General features: G+C 35.4%; 15 protein-coding genes. 13 read left to right on the top strand and 2 right to left on the bottom strand.

Features of this window, described 5'->3' with window-relative positions; genetic code table 11:
- Positions 1-182 precede the first annotated feature (182 nt).
- From EXIGUO8A_RS04965 to EXIGUO8A_RS04935, 7 genes are read left to right on the top strand one after another with little or no spacing between them, the layout of a single operon-like run.
- Positions 183-1,205: a LacI family DNA-binding transcriptional regulator gene (locus EXIGUO8A_RS04965; protein WP_159302161.1), complete on the top strand. Its 1,023-nt coding sequence runs from the start codon at positions 183-185 to the stop codon at positions 1,203-1,205.
- An 11-nt stretch (positions 1,206-1,216) separates the two neighbouring features.
- Positions 1,217-1,879, top strand: coding sequence for a beta-phosphoglucomutase (gene pgmB / locus EXIGUO8A_RS04960; RefSeq protein WP_159302160.1), 663 nt, complete (start codon positions 1,217-1,219; stop codon positions 1,877-1,879).
- A 52-nt stretch (positions 1,880-1,931) separates the two neighbouring features.
- A complete protein-coding gene (locus EXIGUO8A_RS04955) occupies positions 1,932-4,235 on the top strand; it encodes a glycoside hydrolase family 65 protein (protein ID WP_159302159.1) in 2,304 nt (767 codons plus the stop codon).
- A gap of 38 nt (positions 4,236-4,273) precedes the next feature.
- Positions 4,274-6,049, top strand: coding sequence for an alpha-amylase family protein (locus EXIGUO8A_RS04950; RefSeq protein WP_159302158.1), 1,776 nt, complete (start codon positions 4,274-4,276; stop codon positions 6,047-6,049).
- Positions 6,050-6,106: 57 nt separating this feature from the next.
- Entirely contained in the window at positions 6,107-6,799 is a 693-nt protein-coding gene (locus EXIGUO8A_RS04945) for a glycerophosphodiester phosphodiesterase (RefSeq protein WP_159302157.1), read from the top strand.
- Positions 6,799-8,079, top strand: coding sequence for a BaiN/RdsA family NAD(P)/FAD-dependent oxidoreductase (locus tag EXIGUO8A_RS04940; protein WP_159302156.1), 1,281 nt, complete (start codon positions 6,799-6,801; stop codon positions 8,077-8,079). Before EXIGUO8A_RS04945 ends, EXIGUO8A_RS04940 begins: the two co-directional genes overlap by 1 nt.
- Before the next feature lies 1 nt (position 8,080).
- On the top strand, positions 8,081-8,620 hold the full coding sequence (locus EXIGUO8A_RS04935; protein ID WP_159302155.1) for a DUF1697 domain-containing protein: 540 nt from the start codon (positions 8,081-8,083) through the stop codon (positions 8,618-8,620).
- Here EXIGUO8A_RS04935 and EXIGUO8A_RS04930 read toward each other — a convergent pair.
- Positions 8,617-9,090, bottom strand: coding sequence for a TspO/MBR family protein (locus EXIGUO8A_RS04930; protein WP_159302154.1), 474 nt, complete (start codon positions 9,088-9,090; stop codon positions 8,617-8,619). The genes EXIGUO8A_RS04935 and EXIGUO8A_RS04930 overlap by 4 nt on opposite strands.
- Positions 9,091-9,171: 81 nt before the next feature.
- Here EXIGUO8A_RS04930 and EXIGUO8A_RS04925 point away from each other — a divergent pair, with 81 nt between their 5' ends.
- From EXIGUO8A_RS04925 to EXIGUO8A_RS04900, 6 genes are all read left to right on the top strand, one after another.
- Entirely contained in the window at positions 9,172-10,254 is a 1,083-nt protein-coding gene (locus EXIGUO8A_RS04925; protein ID WP_159302153.1) for a diphosphomevalonate/mevalonate 3,5-bisphosphate decarboxylase family protein, read from the top strand.
- 145 nt (positions 10,255-10,399) lie between these two features.
- Positions 10,400-11,338 carry a mevalonate kinase family protein gene (locus EXIGUO8A_RS04920; protein ID WP_159302152.1) on the top strand — a complete coding sequence of 313 codons (939 nt, stop codon included), beginning with the start codon at positions 10,400-10,402 and terminating at the stop codon, positions 11,336-11,338.
- Positions 11,339-11,350: 12 nt separating this feature from the next.
- Positions 11,351-12,256, top strand: a complete 906-nt coding sequence (locus EXIGUO8A_RS04915; protein WP_159302151.1) for a geranylgeranylglycerol-phosphate geranylgeranyltransferase — start codon at positions 11,351-11,353, stop codon at positions 12,254-12,256.
- Positions 12,257-12,331: 75 nt separating this feature from the next.
- Positions 12,332-13,174: a pseudouridine synthase gene (locus EXIGUO8A_RS04910; RefSeq protein WP_116771160.1), complete on the top strand. Its 843-nt coding sequence runs from the start codon at positions 12,332-12,334 to the stop codon at positions 13,172-13,174.
- A 34-nt stretch (positions 13,175-13,208) separates the two neighbouring features.
- Positions 13,209-14,270: a zinc-binding metallopeptidase family protein gene (locus tag EXIGUO8A_RS04905; protein ID WP_159302150.1), complete on the top strand. Its 1,062-nt coding sequence runs from the start codon at positions 13,209-13,211 to the stop codon at positions 14,268-14,270.
- A gap of 202 nt (positions 14,271-14,472) precedes the next feature.
- Positions 14,473-15,354: a YihY/virulence factor BrkB family protein gene (locus tag EXIGUO8A_RS04900; RefSeq protein ID WP_159302149.1), complete on the top strand. Its 882-nt coding sequence runs from the start codon at positions 14,473-14,475 to the stop codon at positions 15,352-15,354.
- On the opposite strand, the gene argH is transcribed toward EXIGUO8A_RS04900, so the two are convergent.
- The gene (argH, locus tag EXIGUO8A_RS04895) at positions 15,347-16,627 is read right to left on the bottom strand and encodes an argininosuccinate lyase (protein ID WP_159302148.1); all 1,281 of its coding nucleotides are present in this window, start codon (positions 16,625-16,627) and stop codon (positions 15,347-15,349) included. The genes EXIGUO8A_RS04900 and argH overlap by 8 nt on opposite strands.
- Between the last annotated feature and the right edge of the window lie 14 nt (positions 16,628-16,641).

The following is a 16,641-nucleotide window of genomic DNA, read 5'->3' as shown; positions in this document are numbered from 1 at the left end:
TGAATGTTAAAGGGGGTTTTTATGATATTCTTAATTAAATGTTCGCTTTAATATGAAAATATGATTATTGTACAAATATATAAAAAATACATTTTTGAATATATTTACCATTTTTAGTCCATTGTTGAACTTTAACTTTTAGAAGAGATTAAGTTCTTATCTTAAATTTTTAAACATTCGTTTTGAAACCAAAAATCACATTAAAAGATATTGCAAAAGAGCTTGATGTATCAATTTCTACCGTTTCCAAAGCTTTAAAAAACAGCAAGGAAATTAGTAAGGAAACAAAGGATAAAATAAAGGCATTTGCAAAATTCTATAACTATCGTCCAAATAATATCGCTCTAAGCTTAAAAAATAAGAGAACAAAAAATATAGGCGTTGTTATTCCAGATATCGTTCATCATTTTTTTACGACCGTATTTAGGGGTATTGAAAAATATGCCAATGAAATGGGGTATAATGTAATTGTCTGTATTTCTGACGAATCTTTTGATAAAGAGGTCATAAACATGGAAATGTTGGCCAATGGAAGCATTGATGGGTTTATACTTTCATTAAGTGCGGAAACGCAAAAAAAGAATGATTTTACCCATTTAAAAGAATTGCTCGACCAAGGTATACCAATAGTTCTCTTTGACCGTATATCTGCTGAAATTGAATGTGATAAAGTTGTATTGAACGATTTTGAAATAGCGAGAGAAGCGGTAAGTCATTTTATAGCGACAGGGTCTAAAAAAATAGCATTGATTACTACCGAAAGATACTTTAATGTAAGTGAGAGTAGAAAAGAAGGGTATGTAGCAGCTTTAAAAACAAATGAAATTGAAGTGGATAACCGGTTAATTTTAACCTTACCGCATGATAGGGATAATACAAATTTGATTACTGAGTTTTTTCAGCATAATGAAATTGAAGCTATTTTATGTGTTAATGAGATGTTTGCCGTTCAATGCATGAGTATTATACAGCAATTGGGTTATGCCGTTCCAGAGGATATTTCCATAATTGGTTTTACCGATGGAATTCTTTCAAGGTATTCTTCTCCTAAATTAAGTACAATAGCACAACACGGCGAGAAAATGGGTGAATTGGCTGCCAAACTTTTAATAAATAGAATGGAGTCTGTTCAAATGGTTGAAGAGCCCTTTAAAACAGAAGTGATAAACGCTACCTTGATCAAAAGGGGTTCCACAATCAATTAATAATATTAATAATGGAAAAAGTAGGTTTTATATTCGATTTGGACGGTGTTATTGTAGATACCGCAAAATATCATTATTTGGCATGGCGTAAGCTAGCCAATGAGTTAGGCTTTGAATTTACCCATGAGCAAAATGAACTTTTTAAAGGGGTGAGTAGAAAAAGATGCTTGGAAATACTTTTGGATATTGGTGGTATAGAGGCAACACAAGCACAGTTCGATACTTGGATGGTAGAGAAAAACGTAGATTATCTTGCCTATATAGAAAAGATGGATGCCAGCGAAATTCTACCGGATGTGCTTAGGGTATTGGAATATTTAAAGAATAAAAATGTACCCATAGCACTTGGGTCCGCCAGTAAAAATGCCAAGCCAATATTGGAAAAAGTAGGTCTTTTACACTATTTCGATAGTATTGTAGATGGCAACAACGTAATGAAGGCAAAACCAGACCCAGAAGTTTTTTTGATTGCTGCAGATAACCTAGGTGTAGGGCCACAATCATGCGTCGTATTTGAAGATGCTGTAGCTGGTATTCAAGCAGCAAATGCTGCAGGTATGGTAAGTATTGGAATTGGAGATTCAGATATCCTTAATGAAGCAAAGCATAATTTTAAGGATTTCACAGAAATGGATAATCAGTTTTTAGAATTATTATTAAATAAAAATAAATAAAGATAGCTTTATATAGTTGCTTTATTTTTGATTGTAACACAACAAGAAACTCATGAATCAAGATTATATAAAACCAGATAATTGGTGCATTATCGAAGAAGGGTTCGACAAGGAAAATGTCAAATCTTCTGAAAGTATTTTTAGCATCGGTAACGGCGCAATGGGGCAACGGGCCAATTTTGAGGAGACCTATACGGGAGATACTTTTCAAGGAAGTTATATTGCCGGTGTCTATTATCCAGATAAGACCAGAGTAGGTTGGTGGAAAAACGGCTATCCAGAATATTTTGCCAAAGTGTTGAATGCACCAAATTGGATCGGTATCAAAATATTGATAAGTGGTGAGGAGTTGGATTTAGCCACCTGTAAGAAAGTTTCAAACTTTAAACGGGAGTTGAACATGAAAGAAGGCGTTTATACCCGAAGCTTTCAAGCGGTAACGGTAAATAATGTAGAAATTGATGTAGTGGTTAAGCGATTTTTGAGCCTAGATATTGATGAGGTAGGTGCCATTTCATATCAGCTAAAAGTGTTGAATACTGCTGCCTTAGTAGTATTTGAACCTTATCTAGACAGTGGTATTACCAATGAGGATAGTAATTGGGACGATAAATTCTGGAACACTACAAATATAAGCTCAAGCGATAATAGTGCTTTTATAGAGGCACATACCATGAAAACAGAGTTTAAGACCTGTACATTTATGGGGGCTTCTTTAACATTTGAAGGTGCTGAAGTAGCAGGGGTTGCATCAGAGAAGACAGATAATTTTGTTTCATTGAAATTTGAACAGAATATGGACCCCAATACTACAGTGACCTTAACGAAATTTGGCGGATTTACGGTGGCGAGAAATCACCCGAATGAGGAGTTGGTTCAAGTTGCCAAAAACAAGCTTAGTGAAGTTAGTGCTATCGGATTTGAGGGGCTTTTGCAGAAACAGAAGGAGGCTTGGGCGGCAATCTGGGAAATGAGCGATATTGTTATTAAAGGCGATATAAAAGCACAGCAAGGTATCCGATTTAATATATTTCAGCTCAATCAAACTTACTTGGGTACAGATTCTACATTGAATATTGGACCTAAAGGTTTCACAGGTGAAAAATATGGTGGCAGTACTTATTGGGATACAGAGGCGTACTGCATTCCATTCTATATGGCAACAAAAGATGATAAAGTTGCTAGAAAATTGTTGAAGTATAGATACAATCATTTAGAGAAGGCTATTGAGAATGCTAAAAAATTAGGATTTTCAAATGGTGCGGCATTATATCCAATGGTAACTATGAACGGTGAAGAATGCCATAATGAATGGGAAATCACGTTTGAAGAGATACATAGAAATGGAGCTATTGCCTTTGCAATTCATAACTATTTTAGATATACCGGCGATTATAGCTACATACCAGAAATGGGTCTTGAAGTCTTAATAGGTATTTCCAGATTTTGGCATCAACGTGTTAATTTATCTAAGGATAAGAATAAGTACGTTATGCTTGGCGTTACGGGACCTAATGAATATGAGAATAATGTCAATAATAACTGGTATACCAACTATTTGGCAAAATGGTGTATAAACTATACGTTAACCCAGCTTGACAAGGTGAAGAATGGCTACCCAGATGATTATGGTAGGGTTGTGGGCAAAACAAAACTTACCGATAGGGAATGCGAAAAATGGAAGAAGGTTGCCAATAAAATGTATTTTCCGTTCTCGAAGGAATATGGTGTGTTCTTACAGCAAGATGGTTTCTTGGACAAAGAATTGGTTAAAGTTGATGATTTGCCAAAATCCGAAAGACCAATTAACCAAAAATGGAGCTGGGATCGTATTTTGAGGTCGCCCTACATAAAACAAGCCGATGTTTTACAAGGATTTTACTTTTTTGAAGAAGACTTCTCTATTGAAGACCTCGAAAGACATTTTGATTTCTATGAGCCTTTTACCGTTCACGAGTCTTCTTTATCTCCATGCGTACACAGTATACAGGCTGCTAAATTAGGTAGAATGGAGCAAGCGTATAATTTTTATTTAAGAACATCTAGGTTAGATCTAGATGATTATAATAAAGAAGTTGAAGAAGGTTTGCATATAACTTCAATGGCAGGTACGTGGATGAGTATTGTAGAAGGTTTTGGTGGTATGCGGGTAATTAATGATAAATTATCGTTTAAACCGCAGATACCTGATCAATGGCAAGCATATTCCTTTAAGGTTAATTTTAGGGACAGAATCATTAAAGTCAATGTAACTTCGGAAAATACAACGTTTCAATTAATCGGCGCAGAAGAAGTTTCAATACGCGTCAATGGTAAAAAAGTAGTTCTTTTACCAAATGAATTGATTACCGTTTAACGTATAGTTGTCTAAAAAATAAAAATATATAGTGCCCCATGAACAATAAAATTGTTATTTACCATGTGTTTACCAGACTGTTTGGTAATACAAATACCAATAATAAGCCTTGGGGCACAATTGAAGAAAATGGAGTAGGTAAGTTTGTCGATTTTAATGAAAAGGCACTGTCGGAAATTAGAAATTTGGGTATTACGCATATTTGGTACACAGGTGTTCCACATCATGCGGTGATAAATGATTATACTGAAATTGGTATCTCAAATGATGATCCCAATGTGGTTAAAGGCAGGGCAGGTTCACCATATGCCGTTAAAGATTATTACAATGTTAACCCCGATTTAGCTATAAATCCTTCAGAAAGGTTAAAAGAATTCAAATTACTTATTAAACGTACTCATAAAGCGGGTATGAAGGTTATAATAGATATTGTACCTAATCATGTAGCTAGAAAATACGAAGGAAAGACTAACCCAAAGGGTATTTCCGATTTTGGTTTTGGTGATGATACTTCTGTAGAGTATCAAAAAGATAATAACTTTTACTATATACCGGGCACAGAGTTTCAACATCCAGATTGGCGAGATGGTTATATACCGTTAGGAGGTGATACACCTAAATTTTCATACCCTAAGTTGGTGGAGAAGCCGGCCAAGTGGACCGGTAATGGTTCTAGAAGTGCAAAACCAGATATGAACGATTGGTATGAGACCGTTCGTATAAATTATGGAGTAAGACCCGATGGTGGACTTGATTTTGACATGCTTCCTAATGATTTTGGAGAAAAAGATTATCAAGAACATTTTAATTACTGGAAGAAAAAGGTTGTGCCTAGTTCTTGGAGGAAATTTAGGGATATCGCCCTTTATTGGTTAGATATGGGTGTCGATGGATTTAGATATGACATGGCAGAAATGGTTCCTGTTGAATTTTGGAGTTTTATGAATTCATCCATCAAAATAAAAAACCCAGATGCCTTTTTAATGGCAGAAGTCTATAATCCAGATTTATACAGAACTTATATCCATAAAGGAAAAATGGATTATCTGTATGATAAAGTAGATTTTTACGATGGTCTAAAACATATAATGAAAGGCTATGGTTGGTCTGATCACTTGCCTGTGGTGCAAAATGGTTTACGGGATATAGAACATCATATGCTTCATTTTTTAGAGAATCATGATGAACAGCGTATTGCTAGTCCAGAGTTTGTGGGTAATGCAGAAATTGGTAGACCGGCAATGGTCGTTTCTGCTACGATAAGTACGTCGCCCACAATGATCTATTTCGGACAGGAAGTAGGTGAGCCAGCAGCAGAAAATGCCGGTTTTGGGAGTCCGTCAAGAACTTCGATATTTGATTATATAGGCGTGCCACATCACCAAAGATGGGTGAACGATAAGAAGTTTGATGGTGGTCAATCTACCCCCCAAGAAGCTTCTTTACGTGATTTTTATAAGCGTTTGTTGAATTTTACTATAAGTAGTGAAGCTTTAATGGGAGCTTATAGAGAAATACATTTCTATAATAAAGAAATTACTGAAAACTACAATCATCGCGTACTGTCGTATGTACGTTGGTCTGAAAATCAAAAATTGATTATTGTTTCAAACTTCGATGTTAATGATCATTTTTCTTTCGATTTAAAAATACCGGTAGACTTGGTGGATTTGTGGAAACTTAAAGAAGGAATTTATCCTTTACATGATGCCTTATATGGTCATAAAAATTCATTACGAATAGAAAATGGAGAAGGTCATGTTTTCATTGAGCTTAATCCTCTAGAATCCTTTATTTTTGAAGTAAAACTATAACCCATGCTCAAAAGAATTACCCTAGCTTTTATTTGTTTCACGTTAGCATCTTGTCATATGAAAGAAGAACCCTTAGTAATTGGTCATAGAGGTGCTATGGGGCACGAAACCGAAAACACGATACCTTCAATACAAAAGGCAATGGATCTTGGTGTTGATATGATAGAGATAGACGTTTTTAAAATTAAGAGCGGCGAAATTGTTGTATTTCACGATGATAAGCTAGATCGTTTAACCAATGCTCCTGGAGATATAGAAGACTATTATATTGTAGATTTAATGCAGGTAATTGTTGATGGAGGTCATAAAATACCGATGCTTCAAGATGTGTTAAAGACTATTGATAATAAGGTGGCGCTCAATATAGAGTTAAAAGGAGCCGGTACTGCAGATAGGGTTAATCATATTATGAACTATTACATTGAGAACAAAAATTGGTCACCTGATAATTTTATAATATCTAGCTTTAATTGGGATGAGTTAAAGGAAATGCGCAAACATAATCCTAATGTTGCCATTGCTGTTTTAACCGAAGAAGACCCGGTAGAAGCCATACCGGAGGCAAAAGAATTAAATGCCGTAGCCATTAATCCATACTTCAAAAAATTGGATGAGCAGAAGGCTGATGAAATACATGATGCCGGATTTAAAATTTATACGTGGACAGTTAATGAGCCTGCAGATATAGAGGCTATGAAAAACATTGGGGTAGATGGCATAATTACCAACTTTCCTGAACGAGTAAATTAATGTACGATGTTCTTGTAATTGGTGGCGGTGCGGCAGGTTTTTTTGCGGCAATTCATATTGCCGAAAGTAGACCGCATACCAAAATTGCAATACTGGAACGTGGTAAAGAAGTACTAACCAAAGTAAAAGTGTCTGGTGGTGGGCGTTGTAATGTAACCCATGCAGAATTTAACCCGAGTGATTTAAGTAAAAATTATCCTAGAGGAGAAAAGGAACTTCTGGGTCCTTTTCATACCTATGCCAGTGGTGATACTGTAGGGTTTTTTGAGGAACGAGGGGTTGCTTTAAAAATTGAGGAAGATGGTAGAATGTTTCCTGTTAGTAATTCTTCCCAAACAATTATTGACTGTTTTCTCTCTGAGGCGGATAGATTAGGAATTCAAGTGAAAACACATTGCTCCGTCACTGGTATAGAGCATACGGAAGAGGAAGGAACAAAAAAATGGAAGGTTGCTGTTGGTGATAGTTTCATGTTCTGTAATAAGCTCGTTCTAGCTACCGGAAGCAATCCTAAAATGTGGAATTATATTGAATCATTGGGGCATACCATTGTACCGCCGGTACCTTCATTATTTACTTTCAATATTAAAGATGAGCGTATAATTGATATTCCCGGTGTTGCAACACACGCAGAAGTTAAGGTTATTCCGAAAAAGAATGTTGGGAAAAAATCATCGCGATTAAAATTGGATGCTTCAAATTTAACTTCAGAAGGACCATTGTTGGTTACCCACTGGGGAATGAGCGGACCAGCTATTTTAAAATTATCGGCTTGGGGAGCACGAATTTTAGAGCAGTATAATTATCAGTTTAAAATTCAGGTAAATTGGGTGCCTGAGTATCATCAAGACGGATTATTGGCATTGCTTCTTAAGGTAAAGCAGGTAGAAAAGAAAACAGTTTTAAGAACCAAAGTACTTGATATACCGAAGCGATTATGGGCAAATTTGGTCAACGCCTCGGGAATTGAAGATACAGTGACATGGCCAGCAGTATCAAAACAGCAATTGACAATTTTAGCGGAACAATTAACGGCAGGCATATTTCAGGTAAACGGAAAAAGTACTTTTAAAGAAGAATTTGTAACCGCAGGTGGGGTAAATCTGAAAGAAATAAACTTCAAGACCTATGAAAGCAAAATACTCACAGGTCTATATTTTGCGGGCGAGATTATCAATGTCGATGCCATTACCGGCGGATTCAATTTTCAAAATGCATGGACAGGTGCCTTCATTGCTGCAAAAGGTGTTGTTAACGATCTAAACACAAATAGTGAATAACATGAAAACCTATATCGCATTTCTTCGGGGAATCAATGTTAGTGGAAAGAATAAAGTTTCAATGGCTGAGCTAAAAGAGTTGCTCGTTGACCAAGAATTAAAAGAGGTGAAAACTTATATTCAAAGTGGGAATGTGGTTTTTAAAAGTGAATTGAACAATGATAAACAATTGGAAAAGCAGATAAAAGCTGCGATTTTGAGGCATTTTGAATTTAATGTTCCTGTAATAGTGAAGACGGTAGATCAGATGAAAGAAATTTTAAATGAAAATCCCTTTAAAACTAATGATGAAAACTTGCGAAAGCAAAATTACTATGTTCTTCTCAATGAACAACCAAAACAGGAAGCGGTAGAAAAGTTCAAATTAGAGAACTTTGTAAATGAGGAGTTTTATATTACAGCTAATTGTGTTTATCTAAAATGTAATGCAGGATATGGTAAAGCAAAATTGAATAATAATCTTGTAGAGCGTAAGTTGAAAGTTGAGGCAACTACTAGAAATTACAGGACAATGAGTAAGCTGTTAGAACTCTCCGATTAGTTCAATTCCCATATTTTAAAATTTAAGGCCGTGGCAAAACAGACCCACAGGAAATAAGGAGTTAAAAGATACGCTGCAAATTTACTCACTACTTTAAACCATTTTATGGTTAGGGCTAGTACAATTAGAAGTGCTATAATTATCAATAAAGCCAATAAGGGCTGTTTTAACCCAAAGAACATGATACTCCATAGACCATTTAAGAGAAGTTGAAATCCGAAATGATAGAGTCCGGTCTTAACCCATTTGTGATGAAATCCTTTGGCCCAAACCCATCCTGCCGAAATACCCATCATAACATATAACACGCTCCAAACGGGGGCGAAAACCCAATTGGGAGGGTTAAAACTTGGTTTGTTCAATGTCATGTACCAACCGTTTACCGAGCTTTGTGTTACAACACTGCTCAAAAACCCTATGGTTGAACAAATTACAATGCCAATTAATATATACGTAAGCTTTCTTTTCAATTGGTTGGTGTTTAGCTCTAAAATAAGGATTTATTTTTATTGATAGACCTAAAAACTATATTTGCACAAATTCAAAATTCAATGTCAGAAAAAGATTTTATTCCAGTATCATATATAACATTGAAAGAAAAGGGTGTGGTTGGTTATTCATCGCCCAGTAATATTGCATTGATCAAGTATTGGGGTAAAAGGGAAAATCAAATTCCTGCCAATCCGTCTATAAGTTTTACCCTTGCCGCTTGTATGACAAAAACCAGTGTTGAGTACCAAAAGAAAGCCCAAAAAAATGATGAGTTTTCTTTTGAACTTTTTTTTGAGGGAGAGGCAAAAGAAGAATTTAAGCCAAAAATTAAAACCTTTTTAAAAAGGATAGAGGTATATCTACCTTTTTTAAAAGACTATCATTTGGTGATACGAACATCAAATACTTTTCCTCATAGTAGTGGTATTGCTTCATCTGCCAGTGGTATGTCTGCTTTGGCACTATGTTTTATGGAAATGGAAAGGTCATTTTCTGCACCTATTACTGATGAGTTTTTTAATAGAAAAGTATCGTTTCTGGCCCGACTAGGTTCGGGTAGCGCATGTCGTAGCATTGAAGGTCCTTTGGTTCAGTGGGGAGAAACAGCTTCGGTTAAGGGTAGTTCAAACCTATTTGGCATTAAATATCCTTATAAAGTTCATAAAGTATTCAATAATTTTCATGATACCATTTTATTGGTAGATAAAGGCGAGAAGCAAGTAAGCAGTACCGTAGGTCATGAGCTTATGCATGGGCATCCATTTGCATCACAACGATTTGATCAAGCTCATGATCATTTAGAAAAGCTCGGCCTTGTTTTGGCAGATGGTAATTTAAAAGATTTTATAAGTATCGTTGAAAGTGAGGCACTTACTTTACATGCAATGATGATGACCAGTAATCCTTATTTTATATTGATGAAGCCTAATACCCTTTCTATCATTAATGAGATTTGGAAATTTAGGGAAGAAAGTAAAACCCATGTTTGTTTCACATTAGATGCAGGGGCAAATGTACATGTGTTATATCCTGAAAATGAAAAAGATATCGTTTTTCCGTTTATAAAAGAGAAGTTAATTTCTTTTTGTCAAAATGGGCAGTATATTTGTGATCGAATTGGTCTAGGGGCTAAGAAGTTGTAGTTGGGTTGCACACTATATATTTGTAAAATGCGTTTATTAATGAACGGTTTTGTGATTTTGTTTAACCTTTTCGGGTAAAACGTTCAACTTTATATGTTTCTTTGACTATATTTATATAAGTATAATGTTCGCTTAGTTTTTAAAAATGAAAGGACCTTTATTTTATTCAAAAATTCTTCTCTTTGGGGAATACGGCATCATTAAAGATTCCAAAGGATTATCCATTCCTTATAACTTTTATAAAGGAGCCTTAAAATCCGATGCGAGTGTATCTAAAGAAGTATCGGCATCTAACAAAAGCTTAGAAGCGTTCGCTATTTATTTGGAAAAATTAACCACAGATGAGCCTCAATTGGTTTCGTTTGACTTAGAAGTATTAAAAGCAGATGTGGCTGCAGGTATGTATTTTGATAGTTCAATACCACAAGGCTACGGGGTAGGTAGTAGTGGTGCATTAGTAGCTGCTATTTACGATAAGTATGCGCAGAACAAAATAACGGTACTTGAAAATTTAACAAGAGAAAAATTACTGAAGCTTAAAACGATATTTGGTAAAATGGAATCGTTTTTTCATGGTAAGTCTTCAGGACTTGATCCTTTGAACAGTTATTTAAGTTTGCCTATCCTTATCAATTCAAAAGACAATATAGAGTCAACAAGTATTCCATCACAGAACGCAGAAGGTAAGGGAGCCGTGTTTTTATTGGATAGCGGTATTATTGGCGAAACCGCACCAATGGTTCAAATTTTCATGGAACAAATGAAAAATGATGGTTTCAGAAGTATGCTAAAGAATCAGTTTATTAAGCATACCGATGCTTGTGTTGAAGATTTTGTTAGTGGTAATATAAAATCATTGTTCGGTAATTTAAAGCAGCTATCGCATGTTGTTTTAGATAACTTTAAGCCAATGATACCGGCAAAGTTCCATGACTTATGGAAAAAAGGTATAGATACAAATGAGTATTACCTAAAGCTTTGTGGTTCAGGTGGTGGCGGATACATTCTTGGTTTCACCGAAGATTTTGAAAAAGCTAAAACTGCGTTAAAAGATTATAAACTTGAAGTAGTTTATAATTTTTAGGTAATTTCCAAAATGCTTAATAGAAAAAATAAACTCTTACTTTTAAAGGTATTGAGTCTGTTTTCAGTGGTTAGGGGGTATAATATTCTTGTTATTGCCCTAGCTCAGTATTTGGCGTCCATTTATATTCTTGCCCCAGAGCTACCTGTTCGTAGTGTAGTTCTAGATTTTAATCTATTTGTTATTGTTTTGGCATCTGCATTGGTAATTGCGGGTGGTTATATTATCAATAACTTTTATGATGCTGAAAAAGACCTTATAAATAAGCCAAGAAAAAGTATGTTAGACCGTTTGGTAAGCCAACGATTTAAGCTGACCACATATTTTGTGCTAAATTTTATTGCGGTATTTGCCGCTAGCTATGTGTCTTTTAAAGCTGTGTTCTTTTTCTCTTCTTATATTTTCGGTATTTGGATCTATTCCCATAAACTTAAGAGAATTCCTTTTTTAGGAAATTTTATTTCGGCCACTTTAGCAATTACACCTTTTTTTGTGGTATTCGTATATTATAAGAATATACAAGCGGTAATATTTGTGCATGCAGTATTTCTGTTTCTACTGATTCTCGCCCGCGAAATAGTTAAAGATTTGGAAAATATTTCTGGAGATTTGGCACAGAATTATAGAACTATTCCTATCATTTATGGGGCTCGTACGGCAAAACTTTTGATTTCGTTTTTAATTTTTTTGACATTGGTACCCTCATTACTGTTGATTTTTAGGTTCGATGTGGGTCATATGAATTTCTATTTCGTTTTTTGTGTGCTACTGTTACTTTTATTTATAGTAATGTTATTTAAGGCAAAGGCACGTAAAGACTATGTTTGGCTTCATAATATTATCAAATTGATTATTGTAATGGGCGTATTCAGCATTCTTCTAATAGACATAGACCTTGTTTTAAATAGAATAGTGTAGTTGTTGGTAATATGTTTCATATAACTATTTGAACCGCAATGCAATTTGCTACCTTTGTGCAAAATTGGTACAATTATGAGTAGGGATGATTCTAGTAGAGGTAAGAAACCGTCAGGCAGGCAAGGAGGTAATTTTAAAAAGAAGAGCTACGCCCGAGGTAATTCGCCCATTAAGAAAAATACAACGGCAAGTAAGCCGCAAGATCCAAATTCAATTCGATTAAATAAATACGTGGCCAACTCTGGGGTTTGCTCTAGAAGAGATGCCGATATCTATATAGCGGCAGGTAGCGTTACGGTGAACGGAAAACCTATTACAGAAATGGGTTATAAGGTCAAATTGAGCGATGAGGTAAAATTTGATGGTCAACTTTTGAATCCTGTTAAAAGGGAGTACGTTCTTTTAAATAAGCCGAAAGACTTTGTAACCACTATTCGTGATGATAGAGGTAAAAGACACGTTTCTGGGTTAATATCAAGTGCTTCTAAGTCAAAATTACTACCTGTAGATAAATTGGAAAAGGAACATACCGGTTTACTTTTGTTTACCAATGATGGTAATATGACCAAGACTCTAAAAAGTCCTATAAATGGTTTACGAAAGATATATCATTTAGTTCTTGAGCAAGAATTGCGTAGTGCCGATTTGAAGAAAATACAAGAAGGTGTTGTCGTAGATGAGAAAGTTGTACGTGTACAAGATATTAGTTTCATTGCCGATGCTCCAAAAAGAGAAGTTGGTATTGAAATTTACAGCTCTAGAAATAAAATTGTAGAGCGTTTGTTCGAAACCTTAGGATATAAAATCCAAAAATTGGATAGAGTAGTATATGGTGGTCTTACCAAAAAAGATTTGCCAAGGGGACACTGGAGGTATTTGACCGATCAAGAAGTTATTAATTTTAAGATGATCAAATAATACATGCTCCTTGTCTATGTAAAGGCTAGAGGATATGAAATTATTTCAGTGTACCAATTGTAAGAATACGGTTGTTTTTGAAAACAATAAATGTTTAAACTGTGGTTTTAAACTAGGGTATTCATCGTATTATAATAAAATTGTTTCATTAGATCCTAGTGCCAGCTCATGGCAGGTAGAGGAGTTAGATGGCAAGACTTACGAATATTGCGAGAATTACAATCACAAGGTCTGTAATTGGTTGGTTGATGTTTCGAGAGGGCGAAAATTCTGCCTGGCTTGTACTTTAAACCGAACCATACCACATCTTTTAAATGATGACAACTTAGAGAAGTGGAAACATATCGAAATTGCCAAACATCGATTGGTATATCAGCTACTACGTTTTCGGCTTCCTGTAGTTAGAAAAACAAAAGATGCCATAGATGGTTTTTGTTTTGATTTTTTAGCAAAAGATGATTTGCCAGAAGAATCTAAAGATTTAAAAACCGGACATGCCAATGGCGTAATTACGCTCTTAATATCTGAAGCAGATCCTGTTGTTCGAGAACAGATCAAGCAGCAAATGGCTGAACGTTATAGAACTTTATTAGGGCATTTTAGGCATGAAGTGGGGCATTATTTTTGGGATTTGCTCATTAGGGACAACCCCGATGTTTTGGTGGAATTCAGGAATATTTTTGGCGATGAATCTCAATCTTATGCAGATGCATTGGCCAATCATTATAATAATGGTCCAAAAGCGCATTGGCAGCAAAGTTATATTAGTAAATACGCATCATCTCACCCATGGGAAGATTGGGCAGAAACATGGTCTCATTACTTACACCTTACCGATGTTTTGGAGACGGCCTATAATTTCGGACTCAGCTCTGATCCCAAGATAACAGCAAAGAAAAACCTAAAAATGAACGCAGGTTTTGACCCATATAAAGTAAAGGATTTTAAAAAAATAATGGATACCGGTATTCCGCTGTTATTTGCCTTGAACAGTATGAATCGTTCAATGGGGGAAGATGATCCCTATCCGTTTGTGATTTCAAAATCTGTAGAGAACAAATTAGAATTTATTCATAATTTATTGAAAGGTATTTAAGCTCTAATAAACCTTTCCCCAAAAAAATAAGTTGTAGTAATAACATGGTTGTTTCCCTATTGGTGGTGAAACTGTAACCGTAGGTTGCGTTATAACTTTTAAAATTATAGTAGTAGTCTTAAGAGATAGTATTTTTTTGGATTGGATCACAGCAAAAAAAGTTTCCAAAGTATTTTTAGGAATAGTGTAAACCGATTGATGCATGTCTGCTGAACCTAAGAATAACATATCTAAATTTAAATTATCTCACCTACCTAAGTTATTGGTAAAAACCTTTAAAGGGTGGATGGAAAAAGAGCCTTTTCAAATTAGTGCCATTATCGCCTATTATGCCATTTTATCGTTACCTGGTTTACTTATTTTAATTTTAGAATTGGTAGGAGGCATTTGGGGTAAGGAAATAGTACAGGGTGAGTTATTCGCAGAGATTTCATCGGCAATGGGTCCGGATACAGCGCAATCTATTCAAGATATAATAAAGAATCAAGGCAACCAGCAGACCTCTCTGGTAGCAACGCTATTAGGTGTCGGAGTACTTATTTATGGTGCAACCGGGGTGTTTTATCAATTGCAAAATGCACTAAATGATATTTGGGAAACAAAACCTAAATACTCCAATGAGTTTTTATCTACGCTGTTTATGCGCTTAAAAGGCTTTGGGTTCATTTTGATTATCGGGTTTTTATTATTGGTCAGTTTTGTATTGACCTCATTGTTGTCGGCATTTTCTACTCAACTTTCTAGATTATTACCAGAAGGTATGCTAGAACTTGGTTTTGTTATAGATTTAATTTTATCCTTAGGGTTTATCTACTTGTTGTTTGGGGCTATGTTCAAATATTTGCCGAGTACCCGTGTGCGATGGAAAGCGGTAAAAGTAGGAGCGGCGTTAACGGCAATATTGTTTTTAATAGGTAAATATGCGCTGGCATTTTACTTTGGTAAAGCAGAACCCGGCTCTACCTATGGCGCGGCCGGGAGTATTATTTTGGTAATGTTATGGGTTTCTTATTCCAGTCTCATTGTTACATTTGGAGCACAGTTCACCAAAATTTATTCAGATAAGTATGTAAAGGTTAACTAAGCTTTTTCATTTTATCATGAATTTCTTTCAAGCATAAATTACCTAAGCTACCCTCGTGAGTGTGGTGAATATCTCTCTTAGGAGTAAATGTACCTTCATTGATTTCCATTCCCATTTTTTTGTAGGCATCCCTAAATGGCATTCCACTTTGTACCAACTCGTTTAAGGTATCTACACTAAATAAGTAATCATATTTAGGATCGTCTAGAATACTGTCGTTCACCTTAATTTCTTTTAGACTAAAGGTTAAAATTTCTAGACATGCTTTCATATCCTGTATTGCAGGAACAATGATTTCTTTCACCAGTTGTAAATCTCTATGGTAACCACTTGGTAAGTTGTTGATGACCAAGGTTAATTGATTAGGAATGGATTGTAGTTTGTTGCACTTACCTCTTACCAATTCAAAAACATCGGGGTTTTTCTTATGTGGCATAATGCTGGAACCTGTGGTCAACTCATCTGGAAATGAGATAAAATCAAAATTCTGACTCATATACAAACAGATATCCATAGCCATTTTAGATAAAGTCGCGGCAATATTGGCAATACCAAAGGCTGCTGCTTTTTCTGCTTTTCCTCTACTCATTTGTGCGGCAACTACATTGTACTTCATAGTTTCAAAACCCATTTCTTCGGTAGTGAAGCTACGGTCTATGGCAAAAGAACTACCGTAACCGGCGGCACTACCTAACGGATTTTGGTCGGCAACTTTATAGGCGGCTTCAATAAAATAAAGGTCATCTATTAAACTCTCTGCATAGGCAGAAAACCATAGTCCGAATGAGGAAGGCATCGCAATCTGTAAATGCGTGTACCCAGGTAACATTACATCTTTATGCTCTTGTGCCTTAACCAGTAACAGGTTGAAAAGCGATTTGGTCATCGACTTAATTTCGGTCAATTCATCCTTTAGGTATAAATGCATTGCCACAAGAACCTGGTCGTTTCTTGAACGTGCCGTGTGTATTTTTTTACCGGTATCACCTAAGCTTAGGGTAAGCATGTATTCAATTTTAGAATGCATGTCTTCAAAAGAATTTTCTATAGAAAAAGTACCTTTTTCTATTCGCGCCGCAATATTGTCCAACTCATTTACAAGCTCAACAGTTTCTTTAGGAGAAATCAATCCTATTTTACCAAGCATTTTAGCGTGTGCCTTAGATGCTATAACATCATACTTTGCCAGAAGCAAGTCTAGTTCCCTATCATTGCCAACAGTAAAATGATCAATCTTTTTATCAGTGCTAAATCCTTTATCCCAGAGTTTCATATGTAGTCAGTTAT

The sequence above is a fragment of the Maribacter litoralis genome, from assembly GCF_902506355.1.
In the GTDB taxonomy this organism is placed as follows: Bacteria; Bacteroidota; Bacteroidia; order Flavobacteriales; family Flavobacteriaceae; genus Maribacter; species Maribacter litoralis.
Note: the sequence above shows the minus strand (reverse complement) of the source record. Positions and strands in the feature narration are given on the sequence as shown.